15 protein-coding genes are annotated in these 19446 nt (G+C 61.8%); 5 read left to right on the top strand and 10 right to left on the bottom strand.

Annotation, left to right across the window (positions count from 1 at the left end):
- Positions 1–53: 53 nt before the first annotated feature.
- The 5 genes from RTX79_RS06040 to RTX79_RS06020 form a co-directional block, all read right to left on the bottom strand.
- Positions 54–1616, bottom strand: coding sequence for a MobA/MobL family protein (locus RTX79_RS06040; RefSeq protein WP_312682666.1), 1563 nt, complete (start codon positions 1614–1616; stop codon positions 54–56).
- Positions 1617–2169: 553 nt separating this feature from the next.
- Positions 2170–2910 (bottom strand): Qat anti-phage system TatD family nuclease QatD, encoded by a 741-nt coding sequence (gene qatD, locus RTX79_RS06035; protein WP_312682663.1) that lies wholly within the window; start codon positions 2908–2910, stop codon positions 2170–2172.
- Positions 2910–4217, bottom strand: a complete 1308-nt coding sequence (gene qatC, locus RTX79_RS06030; RefSeq protein WP_312682661.1) for a Qat anti-phage system QueC-like protein QatC — start codon at positions 4215–4217, stop codon at positions 2910–2912. The genes qatD and qatC overlap by 1 nt, the downstream gene beginning before the upstream one ends.
- A complete protein-coding gene (locus tag RTX79_RS06025) occupies positions 4214–4660 on the bottom strand; it encodes a hypothetical protein (RefSeq protein ID WP_230812752.1) in 447 nt (148 codons plus the stop codon). The genes qatC and RTX79_RS06025 overlap by 4 nt, the downstream gene beginning before the upstream one ends.
- A gap of 309 nt (positions 4661–4969) precedes the next feature.
- Positions 4970–6739, bottom strand: coding sequence for a KAP family P-loop NTPase fold protein (locus tag RTX79_RS06020; RefSeq protein ID WP_312682659.1), 1770 nt, complete (start codon positions 6737–6739; stop codon positions 4970–4972).
- 650 nt (positions 6740–7389) lie between these two features.
- Here RTX79_RS06020 and RTX79_RS06015 point away from each other — a divergent pair.
- The 3 genes from RTX79_RS06015 to RTX79_RS06005 all read left to right on the top strand — a co-directional run bounded on the left by RTX79_RS06015 (position 7390) and on the right by RTX79_RS06005 (position 9657).
- A complete protein-coding gene (locus RTX79_RS06015) occupies positions 7390–7995 on the top strand; it encodes a DUF6088 family protein (RefSeq protein WP_312682656.1) in 606 nt (201 codons plus the stop codon).
- Positions 7988–9073: a nucleotidyl transferase AbiEii/AbiGii toxin family protein gene (locus RTX79_RS06010; protein ID WP_312682654.1), complete on the top strand. Its 1086-nt coding sequence runs from the start codon at positions 7988–7990 to the stop codon at positions 9071–9073. Before RTX79_RS06015 ends, RTX79_RS06010 begins: the two co-directional genes overlap by 8 nt.
- A 161-nt stretch (positions 9074–9234) precedes the next feature.
- The gene (locus RTX79_RS06005) at positions 9235–9657 is read left to right on the top strand and encodes a hypothetical protein (RefSeq protein WP_428695964.1); all 423 of its coding nucleotides are present in this window, start codon (positions 9235–9237) and stop codon (positions 9655–9657) included.
- A 169-nt stretch (positions 9658–9826) separates the two neighbouring features.
- Here RTX79_RS06005 and RTX79_RS06000 read toward each other — a convergent pair whose 3' ends face one another.
- Entirely contained in the window at positions 9827–10435 is a 609-nt protein-coding gene (locus tag RTX79_RS06000) for a hypothetical protein (RefSeq protein WP_312682652.1), read from the bottom strand.
- 136 nt (positions 10436–10571) lie between these two features.
- On the opposite strand from RTX79_RS06000, the gene mutS reads away from it, so the two are divergent.
- Positions 10572–13208 (top strand): DNA mismatch repair protein MutS, encoded by a 2637-nt coding sequence (gene mutS / locus RTX79_RS05995; protein ID WP_428695963.1) that lies wholly within the window; start codon positions 10572–10574, stop codon positions 13206–13208.
- A gap of 66 nt (positions 13209–13274) precedes the next feature.
- Here mutS and RTX79_RS05990 read toward each other — a convergent pair whose 3' ends face one another.
- Genes RTX79_RS05990 through RTX79_RS05975 form a run of 4 tightly spaced genes read right to left on the bottom strand, consistent with a single transcriptional unit; the run spans position 13275 to position 17076 of the window.
- Positions 13275–14504: an ABC transporter permease gene (locus tag RTX79_RS05990; protein ID WP_312682649.1), complete on the bottom strand. Its 1230-nt coding sequence runs from the start codon at positions 14502–14504 to the stop codon at positions 13275–13277.
- Positions 14497–15192: an ABC transporter ATP-binding protein gene (locus RTX79_RS05985; RefSeq protein WP_312682648.1), complete on the bottom strand. Its 696-nt coding sequence runs from the start codon at positions 15190–15192 to the stop codon at positions 14497–14499. The genes RTX79_RS05990 and RTX79_RS05985 overlap by 8 nt, the downstream gene beginning before the upstream one ends.
- 1 nt (position 15193) lies before the next feature.
- Entirely contained in the window at positions 15194–16414 is a 1221-nt protein-coding gene (locus tag RTX79_RS05980; RefSeq protein WP_312682647.1) for an efflux RND transporter periplasmic adaptor subunit, read from the bottom strand.
- On the bottom strand, positions 16411–17076 hold the full coding sequence (locus RTX79_RS05975; protein WP_312682645.1) for a YIP1 family protein: 666 nt from the start codon (positions 17074–17076) through the stop codon (positions 16411–16413). The genes RTX79_RS05980 and RTX79_RS05975 overlap by 4 nt, the downstream gene beginning before the upstream one ends.
- Before the next feature lie 332 nt (positions 17077–17408).
- Here RTX79_RS05975 and RTX79_RS05970 point away from each other — a divergent pair, with 332 nt between their 5' ends.
- Positions 17409–19406 carry an acyltransferase family protein gene (locus RTX79_RS05970; RefSeq protein WP_312682643.1) on the top strand — a complete coding sequence of 666 codons (1998 nt, stop codon included), beginning with the start codon at positions 17409–17411 and terminating at the stop codon, positions 19404–19406.
- Positions 19407–19446: the final 40 nt, after the last annotated feature.

Here is a 19446-nt window from a genome sequence, read left to right as displayed (position 1 = left end):
GGTCCGCTCTCTGGTCAAGGATAGCCCCGCATCTGCGGGGCTTCTTGCGTTTCTCAGCGGCCCAAACGGGGCCGCCGGCCTGGAGCGACTCCCTCAGCAACTGGCTGCGAGGCCCCTTCACCGGATGGCAGCAAGCCGTCTTCCATGGACCAGTCAACCAACAGTTCCGAACAGCGATGCTCCAGAGCATCTGTCCGCCGCAGCACCTCCGCCTCACATCGCGCCCTGACTTCCTCCGTTGCGCCCGCCCTGACCTGCTTGAGCTCCGTCGTTCGTTTGTCCAATGTCGCCAGCCGACGGCCCCGGCGCGCCTCCCAGTCATGTGCCGACCAATCCCCGGCAGGGCGCGGACAATCGGCATTGAACTGCTCCCATGCCTGCTCGGCCATGTGGAACAAACGCTCCGCCCGGGTCACCGCTGCCACGCGCTTTGCGAAAGCAGTCAAGCCTCGGCGCAGCTGCTGCAGGCGGTCAATCACCGCACGCAGGTGGCCTCTGATCTCCGGCCCATCCACCAGCGACGAGAGCCCGGACACCCAGTGGTTGACTACTCGCTCAGTCTTGGGGAGACGAAGGACAGGGCTCAAGGCGAGCACATCGCGCAGCTCCAAGACAGCTTCATCGACCAGCTCCCCCACAGACGCCACAGGCGGCTCGCCGTCCAGCGAGGGACGTGCCCCCAGCCCCAACGCGCTCGCCCGAACACCGGAGACGCCCTCAATCTGTAGGCCCGTCCCCACGCGGTAGGAGGCAGTGGAGCGGCGACGCTCTGAGCTGGCTTGCTCCGCGCTGTGGCCGGACGGCGTGGCAACCGCACGCCCTTCCCGCCTTGCCTGTTTGATGGTGGCCTCAAACTGGGCTTCGCTGTCTTCAGCAATCTGCTCATTGGCCGCCGCGCGGTCTGTGTTCACACCCCTGCGCTCGAGAGCACTGGCATTCTTTCCCACGTGCTGAGTGGGGGGCCGCGTCAGCGCGATGGCCTCGACCAGGTCGCCCCTAAGCATCGCATCTTCTGCTTGCACCTCCAGACGCCGGTGATCAATGCGAGCGTCTATGGCTGCCATGGCCAGATGCGCATTGGTGAGCTCGGCCACGGTCGCCCTCACCCACTCAATCTCTCCGCGCCCGCTTGACCCACCGTCAAACTCCCGCGTTTTCTCTCCGAGGCCTTCGGGTGTCATGCGCCGGGTTGTGGCCAGGATGTGGGCGTGGTGGTTCAACCCGTCCCGTGTGCCAGGCGAATGGATACTGGCCTGCAGCGCGAATCCATAGCGGCCCACGAGGGCCTCTGCGATCGCAGCGGTCAACTCAGACCGCTGTGACTCGTCAAGCTCGTGTGGCAATGCCAGCTCGAACTCCCGGGCCACGGTGGAGTTCTTACGATTCTCAGCGACCTCGGCCGCTGGCCAGAGCTCGCTGGGCACGAAAGCCCAGTCGGGCGAGCCGTCAGGGGCCAAGCAGATGGTTTCCACCACGCCTCCACGATGACGGTAGTCGTGGCGGCGGCCGGTGAGGTGGTCGACCAGCAGCAAGCCAGCGCGATACGCGGCGGCTGCGACCGATGAGTCGCCGCGTGCGCGGCTGAAGGTTTTGACACGGGAGTGGTAAATGGCCATACAGGCTCCGTTTGGGATTCCCACTCTTTATGCCTCGGCTTTCTGCTTTCGCAAGCGCGCGCGCTTGGGGTCCAAGGGGCGAAGCCCTTTGCGCACGCAATGTCGAAGACATTGCCTAAGTGCGCTCTTGCTTCTTTCTTCAATGCTCTGTTTTCCAGAGTCGCAATGCGTATGCGACCTGCAAATTTTTAGATATCCAAAAGCTTGACGAGGCGCTTTTTCCTGATTGACTCAATGCCAGGACGAGAGGAGGAAGACATGACCACTACAAGCCATTACCACGACCGCATCACCCGAGCTACGGAACGACTGGCCCAACTGCAAGCGAAAGAGCTCTTAGCCAACCAACGAAGTGCAGCGAAAGCGCAGGAAACCGTAAGACGGGAAGAGTTGAAACGACGGCACCGCGTGGCGGACCTGGTGTTCCTAGCAGGCGCACACTCACTGGATGACAGTGAACTCTTGGACGCACTGAGCAAGCACATGCAACGACGCTCAACACAGGACCATTGAATACCAGCGAAGCAACGCCCGAGCCAAAATAACTGCACCTTTACAGCGAAACGAGCTCTCGCAGGTTCTTCAAAATCTGCTGCGCAGCAGCTTCAGCAGACGTGCCCCAAGCCTGGGAAAGGTGTTGAACGACCTCGGCGCACTGCGCCGGCATCAACGCCCGACCGCGCGATTTTGCAAAGGGACCGTCTGTCTCCGTAAGGACACGTTCTGGCGGCATCAACTTCACAAGCTCACGGCCCTTCGCTCCGCTGACCATTGCGCTTCCGACGGAGAACCAACAGTCCATTTCTATTGCCCTAGCCAGTTCTTTCTTGCTCCCGGAAAACCAATGGAGTATCGCGACACCAAAACCTTTGTGCCTTTCCAAGCCATCCATGACCTCCGTCGCAGCGTTACGGCTGTGAAGAGTCAATATTCTTCCACCTTGATCAGCACACGAGCTGAGGACATGGTGAAACACCTCGACCTGCCGATCCCAGAAATCCCGACAGTCCGCGCCACCATCCAAGCCAACCTCACCAACATATCGAGCTTCCGGCAAAAGGCGGTCAAACAGCCCGAGCTCCCCAATGCGGTCCCTCGCCAACTGAGGATGAAGTCCCAACGCAGTCTTGATGCGCGGATAACGGCTTGCCAATGCTCGCGTTTGCAGCCAAGCGGAAGGCGTCGTAGTGACCGATAAAACATAGGCACCACTCGCCCCTGCCCGGTCGATCTCTACCCCAGGGTCGGGGTAGAGATCGAGATGGCAATGCATGTCTACAGACGGGACCGACATCAAAAATGGACTTGTGACCTGAGATAGTTCTCTACCTCAATCATGCCACGCCGCACAGCGTCGACGCGAGAATCGCGATCGGCCGCAGCGAGGGGCATCGGGCCAGTTTGTGACACCCATTTCGCCACGTCAGTCTTAGGAAGACGCCTGACGGCAAGCAGCATTGCCATCAGATCATCGGAGTCATTGCCATGGTCAAGAAAGTATTGGAGATCCTGACCCTCAGGCTGATAGTCCGTGTTGTCCTTCATGCCGGAACCATGATAAGCAGCACGACGGATTAGGCACGGGACACATCGGCCGCACTGAGTTCTTTTGCGCTTCCATTTCCCGCAGGACACAGTCCTGTCGACAATGGCGCTTAGGCGCACCTGATCTAGGCACGCCTTCATCATCTCCCCCTTGCTCTTCGAAGCGTATGGATTGTCAATATCGACGAGCAGCCCAACACGGTCCAGAACCCCCTGCATCAGATGCAAGTAATAGGGATGTGTTGTTCTGGTGCTAAGTGCGCCAATCCGCCTTGGAGTCAAAGGTGGGTTCAATGCGATCAATCCATTCTCGGGAACGAACAGAGTCCTACGATTTCCTGCAGGAACTGCCAATGAGGATGCCATCAGCACCCCCATCGCTAGGAAGTTGAAGCTACGGGTCCGCATCTGCACGTCGTGACTGGCATCCAAGCGTCCGCTTGGGCTCGCTTGAGCACCAAATCTGACAAGTTTAGGTCCCAGCTTTGGCAAGATTTCCCTTTGCCGCAGGGCGTCGTGCGTGTAGGCATGACTCACCAAAATGGGATTGCGACCCTGCTTTGCGAGGTCCAGCACTCCAATAGCGCTGTCCAGCCCTCCAGAGAAAAGGCAGGCGCAATCGCAGGGTGCCGGGTCGATAATCAACCTACTCCTAACTTTAAAGACCGGCGGCCTCTCTCCACCCGCAACAATGTTGATTGCCCAAACGTCCCCACTAAGGAAGTTGAGTGCCTTAGTGAGAGCTGGGACCACGGGCGTCCACCGAGCAGGATCAGCGAGTGCCACAGTCAGTCGTATGTCACGCGCCCAACCATCAGCAGCGTCATCGCGATTGACGAACGTATCAGCCGCCGTGACTGCCATCGATAGCGACAGGAAATCGAATGCAACTGGATCAATGGCTGCCTTGAGACGAGTCAGCCGATTGTAGAGACCTAGGCCGATTGCAGCCATCCCTTCCTTGTTCGGAACACTTCCATAAAGATGGACTGGAATGACGTTAGGCTGGGGGTGCGGAAGCTGAGCCAGATCAGGGTGAACGTAGACGACAGTCATTGCTGGTAATCCTCCCATTCCTTCCAAACTTCCTTGATAGCTGCGAGTTGCACCGCCTGCATATCGTCCGTGGTCAGCGCCGCTATCTTTCCAGCAAGCAATGGCTTCATATGCTTGTCAGTGACCACCTCTACCAACTGCATCAGCTCCTTTTCAGCTCGCTCCACAGCGTCTGCGGTTGCGCCCTTCGTAAACGCTCTATCAGAGTCCAGCACGACCGCCTGGAAGATCGACAGAGCCGTATATGTAACCATCAGGTTGACCAAGATCTCATCCGTGATACTGGCGAAGTCGAAGGCCACCACGCCATCCAGACAGAGCGATAGAGCTTCGTTGAGCGCACTCCGGATCCGGTCAGCATCCCCATTCTCCGGCACCAACGCGTCCACCAACGCGTCGATGACCTCGCGCGTTGGCCTTCCTGCCATAGCGGCAAGGTTCACTGGTGCACTTGGAGAGTTCGTTCGAAGCTGATTCAGCGCTCCAAACAGGCCCGCGCCAGCCTGTGCGATTGAGCCGAACCGCCTTGGCCCCACAGCGGAGCCGCCCGTGGAAGAACGGGCGTAACTGCCAAGTGCCCTACTGAGCTGCTGGCCGTCGCCGCTTGAAACGAACTTTCCAAGATGAGTGCGGAAGGATCGGAAGCGATTCTCTTCTGGCTTGGGCCCGGGCCCTGCACCATCCACATCTGCCCACGGCGGAACAAGGGGGCTACGGTTGTTCGCGCCCTTGCTCGATGTTGAAGTCCCCATTTACGCTACTCCTTTAGCCCAAGCTCTACCATCCAAAAGGGCCTTCAGCCACGGCGACCTTTTGCCGGGAAGGCCCGCCAAGAACGCACCCAACTGCCGACCTGCGTCGACATCTGAGTCAGCCAACAGAACCGACCCATTCATAGCCTCCGGACGGCTAGTCCAGTCCGCGTGCCCACGCAAAGAGGCGAGAAGCTCTCTCATGACTGCGACATGCTCACCTGGAACAATGCCGGCAATCGCTATCCCAGCCGCAGGCGAAGCAATCGTCCTTACGTTCAAAAGCCGAACCACTGCATCTGCAGATGCCTGCGACATATCACCCGAGACGGACCGAAGAACAGCCGTTTCTTTGCTCAGATACACGAGCGGCCGCAAGTCCATCCCACTCAACGTCGGCTTAAGGCCAATCCAGTCATACAGGAAGGCGGCATTCTTCTTCCACTCATCCGGACAAGCGCCCTCGAATTTTTTCGGATCATCAGCGAGCTTCTCCAGCTTAGCAATCAAGTCAGGCTTTCCTTGAGCCGCCTCATTGATGAGCGCGTAAAGCTTCTTGACTGCTATCGGGTCGACGCAACGCTCGAAAAGGGCGAACTTTGCGACCATCGCTTCATCGACAGGCATCCCGCGCCGCTGCGCTATGCGCGCGCGCAAGCGAACAACGTTGAGAAGTCTTTTGACTATCCGCGGGTTGCCTTCAACGAACGTTGAGTTCGCCAATAGACCCGACATACGTTCCGCAATGTCAAAGCTCACCCTAATGACGTCATCGTCCCCCACCAGCTTTACAGCGTCCGCGACGGCCATGGGTGGCTCTTTCCAACTGGAACGCAGATTCTCCTCAAGGGCGCTTCGAAGATCGTCAACTTTCTTCGCATCGACCTTGCTGGCTTCCGCAAAGAGCATGAAAAGATAGGCGCGTATCTCTGTGACGCCAAGCCTGGGCACACGAACCGGGATCTGAATCAGCTTATCCAGATAGTCCGTGACATGACGTTCGTTGGCACCGTCAAAATGCTGGCTCACCGAGTGACGGACCATGTCTTCGTCCGCTGCCACCACAAACGCAGATTGCTCCATGAAAAGGAACAAGCGAAGTGCCTCAAGGGTATGGATGGTCTGTTCCGGCAGACAGCGGTCCAAGTTGTCCACAAAGACCACCAGTGTTTTCTTCAGACCCGCAAGCAACTTCTGGAACTCGTCTCGAAACGCATCAATATGCTCGGGGGGGCTCTCCACCTTTTTCGGATCGAGCAGCCCGCCAACCGCCTTGGCCCCGTCCGCCACATCCTGAGTGCCTTCAGCATCTGGGGTGCCAGCTATCAATTTACCGATACCCGCTACTGCTTTGGAGCCTGCCCCCAACAACGGCACTCCATGCAAGGCGGCGACAACTTCAACCCCCAACGCCAGGGTGCGCATCGTATTCACGCGCTTCAGAAAGCTCGTTGCGATGCCGATGAGACCTGCGTCTTGCTTCGCGGCCTCGTAAAGACGGCGAGCAATGACATCCATCAAAGCTGCCCGCGCATCGTCGTAGCCTTGATATAGCCAAGCATCGAAGCGGATGATGATGACATTGTCTTCCGCATCAGCCTTCAACTTCTCTTCAATCAGGTTCAGAAGGCTAGATTTGCCAGTCCCCCAAGTTCCAAACACCCCCACGGAAACGGGGCGCATGTTCGGATTGAGCAGAACCTCAGAGACAACCTCCGCCAGTTCCAGATAGTTGAGGTAGTCCCTCTTCGTTTCGATATCGGACCACATATGCTTCCCCTGATTCCATTCCGCTGTTAAAAGCCGAGCCGCTTCCCTGCGTAAGCGAGCGGTTGTCCTTATCACATTAGACTAACAAAAAAAATTTCGTTCATCAAAAATTAATAAATTAGAGAGGCTCGCCGGGTCGAGTTGATAGTTAATATTCTGCAAACAGTAAGGCTCGAAATCCTGCTACCAATCTTCTTCAAAGAAGGCCCGACGACGGTTTGGCGGTCCACTGCTGAAAAGGACGCCACCTTCTCACGGGCTAAGCGATAGCTCGCGATTCTCCACCTCTCTACCCACAACGATCAGGCTCAACGCATCACAAGTCGTTTGGCACAGCTCTCGGCTAGCGACCTGACGGCCCACCGCCAGCGGGAAGCCGAGGTAAAGGGAACGGAAAAAAGCGACGTGGAAATGGGGCTAAGTGGCGGGGTTGTTCTCGTGACTGAAGATCGGCCCTGGCCCGAGCTCCGCCGTCAACACCGCCTAGCCCGAAGCAAGTGTTCTAGCCAGTCAATCAATTCCAAGTATCCATTATAAATCAACACCTTAGATCGCAAAGGTCTGCATCTCGGCAGCCAGGGAGACCGTCACCTTGCTTTTTGTTAGATGTTTGGCCAAAATATCTATCAATCTGAATGAGTCTTGCTGCCATGACTGCTTCAAAGTCCGTCCGCCAGAAGATAGCCTCGCTGCCCCTCAATGAACCCTTCACCCCTGGCCTATTTGTGGGGCTGGGTTCGCGCGCGGCCGTTGACCAGACGCTCATGCGCCTAACCAAGGAAGGTGAAATTGAGCGCGTTGGCCGTGGAGTCTATGTGCGCCCGCGCCCAACCGAATTTGGCTTCAACGCCAAGCCAACGGCAGAACAGGTGGCGCGCGCCATTGCGAAAACTGAGAACGCGACCATTGAGATCCAAGGCGCTGAGGCTGCTCGCCGCTTTGGCTTTTCCACGCAGATGCCGACGCAGCCGGTGTATCTCACCTCGGGCTCGTCGCGCCACCTGCAGTTGGGCAGGCTCCGCCTGACCCTCAAGCATGTCTCACCGCGGAAACTTGCTCTGGCCGGCACCGAGGCCGGCCCTGCCATGTCTGCGCTGTGGTATCTGGGCAAGTCCGAGGTCAGTGAAAGAACCTTCGCCCAGTTGGCCGGTCAAATGCCGCCGAAGGCGTTCCGCATGTTGTCCGCCAACAAGGCCAAGATGCCATCTTGGATGTCGAACGCTCTGACCCGTTACGAGAACCGCGCCCATGTCTGACGCCCCCCGCAGTTACTTTGACCTACCGCCCGAAAAACAGCTTGAGCTAATCGCGGGTCTGACTGACAAGCTGGGCAGGTCAGAAACGGTTTTGGAAAAGGACATATGGGTGGTCAAGGTGCTCGAGGTGCTCTTTGCCATGCCCGCCGCCCGGGACAAGCCGATGGCATTCAAAGGTGGAACCTCGCTGTCCAAGGTCTACAACGTCATCCAGCGATTTTCGGAAGACATCGACGTCACCATCGATTTTCAGCATCTTGACGAAGATCTGGCCCAGCAAGTTGGCAAACGCAAGCTCTCCAACAACGAACGCGCAAAGTTGGACCTGACGCTGAAAGCGGCTCTGACCAAGCACCTTCAAGAAGTTGTGATTCCGGGCCTGAAAATGGCCTTGGAACCGCTTGGCGCCCATGTGGAGGGGGATCCCGACAATGCGGAAAAGGTCTGGGTTCGGTATCCGACCATCATGTCTCCCGACGGCTATCTGAAAGAGCGTGTGCTGTTGGAGTTCGGGGGACGAAATGCCACAGATCCCAGCGATGTCCAAGCGATCTACGCGGACGTGGCAGCACATGTGCCGGCGCTGGCGTTCCCTGTGGCCCAAGTCAATACGCTTTCTCCCGCAAGGACCTACTGGGAGAAAGCCACTTTGATCCACGTGGCATGCCGACGAACAACGCAAAAGGCCAGCCCGGAACGTGAATCACGTCACTGGTATGACTTGTCGTTGCTAGGTAAGCACCAAATCGGACTGGACGCTCGCGCCAACATACTTTTGTTGGATGAAGTTCTCAAAGTCAAACGGACGTTCTTCAACAGCGGCTATGCCAACTACGACCTGTGCGAGCAGGGCGAATTCAAGTTGGTGCCTGAAGGCGAAATCTTGGCTGCTCTTAGGGACGATTACCAGGCAATGCTGGCAGCAGGAATGTTCATAGCGTCACCGCCAACGTTTGATGAAGTATTGGCAGACATACATGATGAGCAAAACAAGATAAATGCGGCCATACAAGCCTATCGAACGGTTGCCGTGCCCGCACGTGAAGAAGACTCGGAAGAAGCGACCGAAACGTCGTGATGCAATGATGGCACTCGCATAGCCAGAGGCCAGGCTGCAGTCGCCTGCCCTATAAATGCGCTCATGCTCAACGCACTTACGCTCAATGGCGCTCGAGTGCACACCGAAGGCATGCTTCGCAGAGGCATGGCAAACTTGGCCATCTAGGGGCAGTCCAAGCCATGCAAACCGATCAACCAAAAGTCGCGGCGACCGTTCGGACGAAATTGGAAGCACTTGCAGCGCTGATGGCCATATCCCTGGTAGGGTGCGCCGCAGCAGGTTCGGTCGCACGCGCTCCCATTGAAGGCCCTGTGCGTCTGGGAGAGATGGCGGCAGTCGACGGGCCAAAGGTGCGCCCGGACCGGGTTATCGAAGACAGCCGTTGCCCGGCCGACGTTCAATGCATTCAGGCCGGCCGGCTGGTCGTCAGGGCGACGGTGCTCGGTGGCGGCTGGTCCAAGGAACTTGACCTCACGCTGGGGGTCCCGGTCCCTGTGGCTGATGGGATGTTGACGTTGGTGGACGCAACACCGGTGCCGGTCACCACGGCGACCGACCTGTCCGCCGCCCGATTCACCTTCAAGTTTCAGGGTGGCCGATAGCTTTGCGGCCTGACTTTCCAAGGAACTCAGCCCATGGACTACAGGGCCGAGAGGAAATCCTCGTTCGTTAGTCAGAATAGCTTTCAGCTCTTAGGCAAACACACCTTCAAGCTCAATCCAGACCGGCAATATCGAACGCCCGTTTAACTAGCGCTCAGCATAATAGCGGCTAATTTGTTGATTTTTTTAGCTTATATTTTTTAAACAGTATGGCTTTGTCGGCCAACCCGACTTCAGCACGCGCAAACCGAGCCAAACTGTCCTGGACGGCGCGCACGCTGGCCGGTTTGGCCTTCTTGTTTCGGACCTTCTTTTCAAGGTCTTTGATGTAGGCGGCGAAGCAATCGGCCAGGGTGACCCCTTTGAGCTCAAGCAGGTGCTCGCTGCGGGCCTCCTGCCGAGACGGGTGCTCCCCGGTTTCCCGAACCACGGCCAGCTTCTGCCGGGCCAGCTCGTAGGCCTGCTCGGGCCCCATGTCGGCCACATTCCCCAGCGATAACCGCCGAACCCCTGACGGCCCTCGAACCACGACCTCATACGTCGTCCGGGTGGTGCCTACGTAGAAGCCGAAGCCGGTCGGCGCTCCCTGGTTGCCATCCAGGACCCGATACGGCTTCCCTACTTCCGCTGCCTGGCGTGGGGAGATGATGGTCCGGCCCTGCGGTCCCTCAACGGGGCCTTTAGCCACGCTCAGTTCGCAGATTTGCCGGTAGGTCAGCTTAAACTTAGTGCCTCGGCGACGCGGGGCAGCCGCCTCCGTCGCAACAACCGTATCCATGGTCGGTCCGCTGTGTGTCCGTCGCAACATCAGTTTCATCCCGTTTGAGTGAGCGACGCAACCGCGACGCAACAAAAAACACCGCTACTTGCCGCCAATGACCCGGATTGACCGCTACATCCCGTAAGGACGTTTCTTGCAAACCACTGATTCCACTGCGAAAACCTCATCTTTGAAGAGCACTGCCGAACACACCCCCCTGATGAAGCAGTTCTTCGCCGCCAAGTCCGAGTTCCCGGACCTGCTGCTGTTCTTCCGCATGGGCGATTTCTACGAGCTGTTCTACGACGACGCACGCAAGGCGGCGCGGCTGCTGGACATCACCCTGACCCAGCGCGGCAGCTCCGGCGGCGCGCCGATCCCGATGGCTGGCGTGCCGGTTCATGCCTACGAAGGCTACCTGGCCCGGCTGGTGGCGCTGGGCGAATCGGTGGCGATCTGCGAACAGATCGGCGACCCCGCCCTGGCCAAGGGCCTGGTGGAACGCAAGGTGGTGCGCATCGTCACCCCCGGCACCGTCACCGACGAAGCCCTGCTGGACGAGCGCCGCGATACCCTGCTGATGGCGCTGTCACGCAGCAAGTCCGGCTACGGGCTGGCGTGGGCGGACCTAGCCGGCGGGCGCTTCCTGGTCAATGAAGTGGACACCGATGACGCGCTGGAAGCCGAACTGGCACGACTGGAACCGGCCGAACTGCTGGTGCCCGACGAAGAGAACTGGCCCGCATTCCTGCGCCAGCGCAAGGGCGTGCGCCTGCGTGCGCCGTGGCTGTTCGACGCCGACAGCGGCCGCCGACAGCTGCTGGCGTTCTTCAAGCTGCATGACCTGAGCGGCTTCGGCATCGATGACAAGCCGCGCGCCACCGGTGCCGCCGGTGCGCTGCTGGGCTACGTCGAAGAAACCCAGAAGCAGCGCCTGCCGCACCTGACGTCGATCGCGATGGAAAACGCCGGCGAAGCGATCGCGATGAATGCCGCCACGCGCCGCCACCTGGAGCTGGATACCCGCGTCGATGGCGATACCCGCAACACCCTGCTCGGCGTACTGGACAGCACCGTCACCCCGATGGGCGGCCGCCTGCTGCGGCGCTGGCTGCACCGTCCGCTGCGCCTGCGCGAAGTGCTGGTACAGCGCCACCATGCGGTGGAAACGCTGATCGACCGCGGCGCCGATGCGGATATCCGCGAACAGTTCCGGCGCCTGGGCGACCTGGAGCGCATCCTGACCCGCGTGGCACTGCGCTCGGCGCGTCCGCGTGATTTCTCCACCCTGCGCGATGGCCTGGGCCTGCTGCCGGCGGTGCGCGAGGTGCTCGGCCCGTTGGATTCGCCGCGCCTGCAGGCGCTGCACCAGCTGCTTGGCGAGCACGATGACTGCGCGCGCCTGCTGGCCAGCGCCATCGCCGACATGCCGCCGCTCAAGCTCAGCGACGGCGGCGTACTGGCCGACGGCTTCGACGAAGAACTGGACGAACTGCGCCGGCTGTCCACGCATGCCGACCAGTTCCTGATCGACTTGGAACAGCGCGAACGCGAAAGCAGCGGCATCGCCACGCTGAAGGTCGGCTACAACCGCGTCCATGGGTATTACATCGAAATCAGCAAGGGCCAGTCCGACCGCGCGCCGGTGCATTACACCCGCCGCCAGACGCTGACCAATGCCGAGCGCTACATCACCGAAGAACTGAAAAGCTTTGAAGACAAGGTACTGTCCGCGCGCGATCGCTCGCTGTCGCGCGAAAAGCAGCTCTACGAGCAGCTGCTGGACACGCTGGGCGACTGCCTGGAGCCGCTGAAGCAGTGCGCTGGCGCGCTGAGCGAGCTGGACGTACTGGCTGGGTTCGCCGAACGTGCGCAGGCGCTGGACTGGTCGCGACCGGAGCTCGACAGCGGGCCGTGCCTGAAGATCGAACGCGGCCGCCACCCGGTGGTGGAAGCGGTGCGTGACCAGCCGTTCGAACCGAACGACCTGGACCTGCACCCGGACCGCCGCATGCTGGTCATCACCGGCCCGAACATGGGCGGCAAGTCCACCTACATGCGGCAGAACGCGCTGATCGTGCTGCTGGCCCATATCGGCAGCTTCGTGCCCGCCAGTCGTGCAGTGATCGGTCCGATCGACCGCATCCTGACCCGTATCGGCGCCGGCGACGACCTCGCGCGCGGGCAGTCGACCTTCATGGTGGAAATGGCCGAGACCAGCTACATCCTGCACCATGCGACCGAACACTCGCTGGTGCTGATGGATGAGATCGGCCGCGGTACGTCGACCTACGATGGACTGGCCCTGGCCGACGCGGTGGCACGCCACCTGGCGTGGCAGAACCGCTGCTACACCTTGTTCGCAACGCACTATTTCGAGCTGACCGCGCTGGCTGATGAACAGCACGAGGGTGGCCGCAGCGGCATCGCCAACGTGCACCTGGACGCGGTGGAACACACCGATCAGAACGGTGGCGAGCGCCTGGTGTTCATGCACGCCGTCAAGGACGGCCCGGCCAACCGCAGCTTCGGCCTGCAAGTGGCGGCGCTGGCCGGGCTGCCGCGCGCGACGGTGGCACAGGCGAGGCGCCGCCTGGCCGAGCTGGAACAGCGCGGCGGCGAAACCCAGTCGGCGGCGGTGGCACCACAGGCGCTGGATGCACCGCAGCAGTTTGGATTGTTCGCTGCCCACAACACCGCCGCGCTGGATGCATTGGCGGCGGTGGATCCGGATGAGCTGACGCCGCGGCAAGCACTGGAAGCGCTGTACCGGTTGAAAGCGCTGGTCTGATGCTGCAAGGCCCGCCCGGCTCGCGGACCATGGGTCGGCGCTACCGGGGCGGGCTTTGAACTGCCCTCACTCGTAGCGAAGCGCGTCTATGGGATCCAAGCCGGCGGCTTTGGCGGCAGGAATCGTTCCGAACACCACGCCGACGGCGGCGGAGAACAGGACCGACAGCACCACCGTCCACCACGGGACCGTGGCCGGTGGCAGCCCGGGGATGACCAGAGAAGCGAGCACGCCGCCGGCGTAACCAAGCACGACACCAATGACACCGCCGATGGCGGAGAGCAGCGCCGCCTCGCTGAGGAACTGCAGCAGGATGGCCTGGCGGGTGGCGCCAAGGGCCTTGCAGATCCCGATCTCGCGGGTCCGCTCGGTGACCGACACCAGCATGATGTTCATGATGCCGATACCCCCGACCAGCAGCGACACACCCACGATCCCCGCGAACACCATGCTGACCAGGTGGATGATGCTCTTCAACGAATCCCCAAGCTGCTCGGCGGTTTCGACGCGAAAGTCACCGCCCTGGCTAGCTCCCCGCAGGCGCGACTGACGCAGCAGTGCGTCGATCCTGTCCTTCACCGCCTCCATTTCCGCGGTATCGGCGACCTGGATGTCGATACTGAGATCCACCTGTGATGCGTCCTGCACCAGGGCAAGACCGGTGGCGAAGGGCATCAGCACGAAGTCATCCTGGCTGAATCCAAACACCTCGCCGCGCTCCTCCATCAACCCCACCACCTTGCACCACTCGCTGCCGATGCGGATGTACTGCCCGACAGGATCAGCGGGTAGTTCCAGGTTGCTGCGCAGCTTTTCCCCGATCACGCAGACCCGTCGACGGGAATCATTGTCGGCAGCGGTGATGAACCGCCCAAGCCGGGGGTAGACCTGCCGCGAATGCTGGTAGGCCGGCGAACTGGCAATCACCCGGGTGAAGGTATCGGCCCGCCCCGCGTGAACCATGCCGCCATGGTCGCCCATCACGTTGAAACTTGGAGACACCTCCCCCACTCCGGGCAGGCCGTCGACCAGGCGCTGGTAGTCCTCCAGCGAAATCCGGCTACGGCGTCCCTGCAACTGGTCGTCGAAGGAGGTCTCGGACCTGACGGTCAGGTTGTTCGCGCCCAGTCCGGCGAACTGATCCGTGATCGAGGCGGCCATGCCCTGGAAGATCGAGACCACCGCGATGACCGAGGCAACGCCGATGACGATGCCCAGCACCGTCAACAGGCTGCGCAGGGCGTGCGCACGGATGCTTGCCCATGCCGACTCGACGATCAGCAGCAGATCAGCCATTGCGCTGACGCCTCCGATCTGCACTCACCTTCCCATCTTCGATCCGGATGACGCGGTGGCAATGGTCCGCGATGTCCGTCTCATGGGTGATCATCACGATGGTGCTGCCGTCCGCCCAGAGCGCGTCGAACAGCGCCATGATGTCCCGCGTTGTTGCGGAATCCAGGTTGCCGGTAGGCTCGTCGGCGAGCAGGATCGAGGGCGAGCCGCACAGCGCGCGTGCAATCGCCACACGCTGCCGCTGCCCCCCGGACAACTGGCTGGGGAGATGGCCTGCGCGATCGGCCAGTCCCACCTTGCACAGGGCGTCCATGCCCCGCTGCTGGCGCTCTGCACGTCCCATCTTCCGGTACAGCAGCGGATGCATGGCATTCTGCAGCGCGGTGGCGCGCGACATCAGGTTGAAGCTCTGGAAAACGAAGCCGATGGCGCGATTGCGCACTCCCGCCATCTCGCGCTCGTCCAGGCAGGTGACCGGCTGACCCGCAAGCAGATAACTTCCTGCGCTTGGACGGTCCAGGCAGCCCAGGATGTTCATCAAGGTGGTCTTCCCGGATCCCGAAGGCCCGGTGATGGCGACGTACTCGTTGCGATCTATGGTCAGATCGATGCCGCGCAGTACCGGCACCTGTTCGCCCGCCATGGCGTAGTGCTTGTAGACCTGTTGCAGCTCGAGGATGGGCTGCATGTCAGGGCAGGTCCAGCATGGCCGGCACCGCGCGTACGCGCTGGTTGTCGCGCAGATGCCGCATTGTCTTTGCAGGTCCGGTGATGACCCGATCGCCGCGCGCGAGTCCCGAGACAATCTCCACATGGCGATCGTCGGACACACCGGACTCCACGTGCCGCCTGGTAACAGTGCCTCCCGACTCCACCAGAAGGTACTGCCGCTGCCGCGTCGTCTTGCCTGCCGCACCTTGATGGCGGGCGACATCGGCCTGTTCGCTCAACAGCGCCTGCACCGGCACCGCGACAGGCGTACGGCCAACGTCCACAAATACCTCGGCACGGCAGCTCATCCCGGTGCGAAGGTCGGCATGGGCGTGCCCATCCAGGGCAATCTGCACTGCGTAGCTGCGCTGGTGTGCGCTGCCGCCGTCACCCGCGGCGCGCGTGGGTGCCAGTGCAATCTCCTGGACCCTGCCGAGCAGCATCCTGCTGCTGTCCGATCCGGCGAATACCTGGGCCTGCTGTCCTTGCTTGATACGCGACACATCCATCTCATCGACCTTGATCGTCGCGGCCATCGTGCCGACGTCAGCGATGGTCATCAGGCTGGAGCCTGCGATGCCCGTCGAACTCGGTACCGCGGTTTCGCCGACCTTCAGGGCGATGGACGTGACCACGCCTGAGATGGGTGCGCGGATCAGCGTCTTGGCCAGGCTCTCGCGGACCTGCACCAAGGCCGCCATGGACTGTGTCAGCTGCTCTCGGCTGGCCTTCAGCCGCAGCCGCGCCAGTGCCACCTCGTGACGCACCTGGTCATGGCTGGCCTGGTCGACAAGACGCTTCGCCACCAGTTCGGTACTGCGGCGCTCCTGGGTCTGGCGGATGTCCAGCAGTTCTGCCTGCTGCTCAATGTCCAGCGCCTGCTGCCGCACCATCGATTCCCGCTGCTGCACCTCGGCCTTCTGGGTTTCCTGGTCCAGCACCATCACCAGCTGACCGCTCTGGACGTGGTCCCCTTCCTTCACCAGCACCTGGCGCACAAGACCGATGACTTCGGGCGAAAGCGCGGCCGTGTCCCGGAAATCGAAGGTACCGGAACCGAGCACCGACGCGCGCAAGGTCCGATTCTCCGCGGTTTCGTACTGCACCTCCACCGGCTTGCGTCCGCCCCACAGGGTGGCGACCATGCTGCCCGCCAGCACCAAGGCCACGACGCCACCGATCAGCAGACGACGGTTCATTGCGTTGCTCCCACAACAATGCCCAAGGCCCATGCGCCGTACAGCAACAGCGCCGGTGCCAGCGCGATCGACAGCGCGCGGACCCAGCCCATGCCGAGCCAGTGGCGCAGGCCGGCTGCGCACAGGGCTATCGTCCAGAGGGATTGCACGCCAACCGAACCGGCCAGCGACAGCCATCGGCTGCCCACGCCGAGTCCGGTCAGTTGGGCGATGGACAGTGGGTTGGACAGTTCGGGAGGAAGGTTGCTGGTGTCAGCTATTGCACAACGCAGCGCCATCATCAGCAGCATCACCGTCTCCGGCACCGTCAGCCATGCAGCGCGCCCCACCCACTTCACGTAGGGATCGGGACGGCGGGTACGTGCGACCACCTTCAGCCAGGCTGCGGCGAGCAGGAGGAAGGCGCCGCCCACCAGCAGCGAGCTGGCGACCGACATCACCGTCAACAGGGTGCGCCCGAGCAGGTTTCGCATGAATTCGAGCTCGCGACCTTGCAGCTCGCCATGGCCGGCAAGCAGATGGTCCTGCAGCCAGGCCAGGTCCACGTTCGCGTAGTAAGTCGTCCACGCCATCACCGTAGCCAACGCCAGCGCCAGCAGTGGCCATGGCCAGTCGCTGCGCAGCTCGACGCGTTCCCAACCCTTCAACGGATCCAGGATCACCTCACCTGCTGTCTTTGCAACACGAGCGCTCATGCCGTTTCCTTTTCCGTCGTTCGCATCTCGTCCGGCTGAACAAGAGCCCGCATCACCGGCCAACAGACATCATTCCCACGGTCCTGCGTTGGCGCTTCCAGATTTCGACCACGTCGCAGCGCACCTGTGCGCTTGGCCCGCCGTCACGCCAGGCTCTGGTTCAACATACAAGCCAGGCCCCGAGCACACCCCGTAACGTTGCAACGTCTGCCCAACGGCATCGGCGTCTGTCGCATCTGACGCTTGCCCGACGCCGCCGCGCTTTCGATGCTGTGGCTTTCCCGCCTGCAGAATCGTCCATGTCCGATCCAACCTCGCGTCATGACAACGCCATCGACGGCCTGCGGGCAATCGCCGTGCTGGCGGTGGTCATCTTCCACGTCGACGCATCGCTGCTGCCCGGCGGCTTCAGTGGCGTGGACCTGTTCTTCGTGGTGTCCGGCTTCGTCATAAGCCAGTCGCTGGCATCACGCCCGTACGACCACATGGGTCGTTACCTGCTGGACTTCTACCGCCGGCGGGTGCTGCGCTTGTTGCCCGCCCTGCTGCTGGTGCTGCTGGTCACCTTCGTGGTGTCGGCGCTGCTGGTACCGCGCGCGTGGCGCAACGAACAGTACGACCAGACCGGACTCGGTGCCCTGTTCGGCGTCGGCAATCTGGTGCTGGCGTGGCAGCAGGGCGATTACTTCTCACCCGGTGCCGACCTCAACCCCTTCCTGCACACCTGGACGCTGGGCGTGGAGGAACAGTTCTACCTGCTGTTCCCGCTGCTGTTCCTTGTCTGGCTGCGGGCCCGTGCATCGCGGCCGTGGGTCAACGCAATCCTGCCGCTGCTGGCGCTGGCATCGCTGCTGCTGGCCGCCTGGCAGACCACGGCCTCGCCGACGTCCGCGTTCTATCTGCTGCCGGCACGTCTGTGGGAACTGGGCGCGGGTGCGCTGCTGTACCAGGCCATAGCCAACCGCATGCTGGCGGCCCATTGGCAGCGCTGGGCGCTGCCGGGGCTGATGCTGGTGCTGGTCGGCTTCCTGTACGCCGGGAACCAGCCGGTGCCGTTCCCGGGCGCCATCGCGACCGTGGTCGGCACGCTGATGCTGCTCGCAGCGGCGGCATCGGCCACTACCCTGCAACGTCCCAACGGCCTGCTGCGCGTCCTGCAGTGGCCGCCGCTGGCCTATCTGGGACGCCTGTCCTACTCGCTGTATCTGTGGCATTGGCCGCTGCTGGTCCTGCTGCGCTGGACCTACGGCCTGCACGGCATCGCGCTGTGGGCGTATCCCGTCGTACTCCTTGCGTTGGCAAGCGCGTCCTACCATTGGGTGGAATGTCCCCTGCGCGGCATGCACGCGGCCCGGCGCGCGCATCCCGGCAAGGTACTGCTGGTGGCGATGGCCGCATTGGGGGTTTCCACTGCGGGCGCGTGGGCGATCACCCAGTACAGCGACACGCTGTCACTGAGCAGCACGCGCGATGGATACGCCTGGCGCGCACAGCGGCACCCGCCATGGATGCCCGTGGAGCCCATCGATGCGCCTGCACTGGCAGGACGCAACCTGTTCGTGGCCGGGGATTCGCATGCCGCCGCGTATCGCACGATGGCAAGCATCGCGGCGCGGCAATTCGACCTGCAGCTGCATGTGGAAGAGCGCGGCGGCTGCGGCATCGCCAACCTGCTGACGCCGAGCAGCGCCGAGTGCGCGCCCTACCTGCAGCGCGTGCTGTCCAAGATCGAACGCGAGGCGCGACCCGGTGACATCGTGCTGCTTGCCTCGCTGCGCATGCAGGACCTGCGCGATGCGGACTGGAGCGCTGGCGAGGCCGCCGGGTTCAACGGACTTCAGGCCCAGCGCAACCCAGCCGACAGCGCGGCGGCGGAACGCGAGGCCGATGCCGTGCTGGCACGGCTGCAGGCGCTTCAAGTGCAGGTGATCATCGATGCGCCGATGCCGGTGTTCCGCGCGGCCGCTTACCGGTGCTCGGACTCCTTCAACCGGATGAATCCGGCCTGCGCCGGCGGGCTGAGCGTGCCCCGCGCGCAGATGGAAGCGATGCGCGCGCCGCAGATGGCCGCGCTGGACCGCCTGGCGGCGCGCTATCCGTCACTGCATGTATGGGATCCCCTGCCTCTGCTATGCACGCAACAGCGCTGCGCGGCGATGCAGGGCGACCAGCCCCTGTTCTTCGACCAGGATCACCTGAGCGGCCATGGCAACCGTGTGCTGCTGCCGGATTTCGATCGGCTGCTGCTGGACATTGCCGGCCGGGCGGCGGAGGCCCCGCCGCCGGACCCCGCGTGAAGCCTTCGCATCGTTTTCGTGCAGGCGGCGTTATGCTCGG

The organism is Stenotrophomonas chelatiphaga (assembly GCF_032054965.1).
In the GTDB taxonomy this organism is placed as follows: domain Bacteria; phylum Pseudomonadota; class Gammaproteobacteria; order Xanthomonadales; family Xanthomonadaceae; genus Stenotrophomonas; species Stenotrophomonas chelatiphaga.
This window is presented reverse-complemented; position numbering and strand designations above follow the sequence as displayed.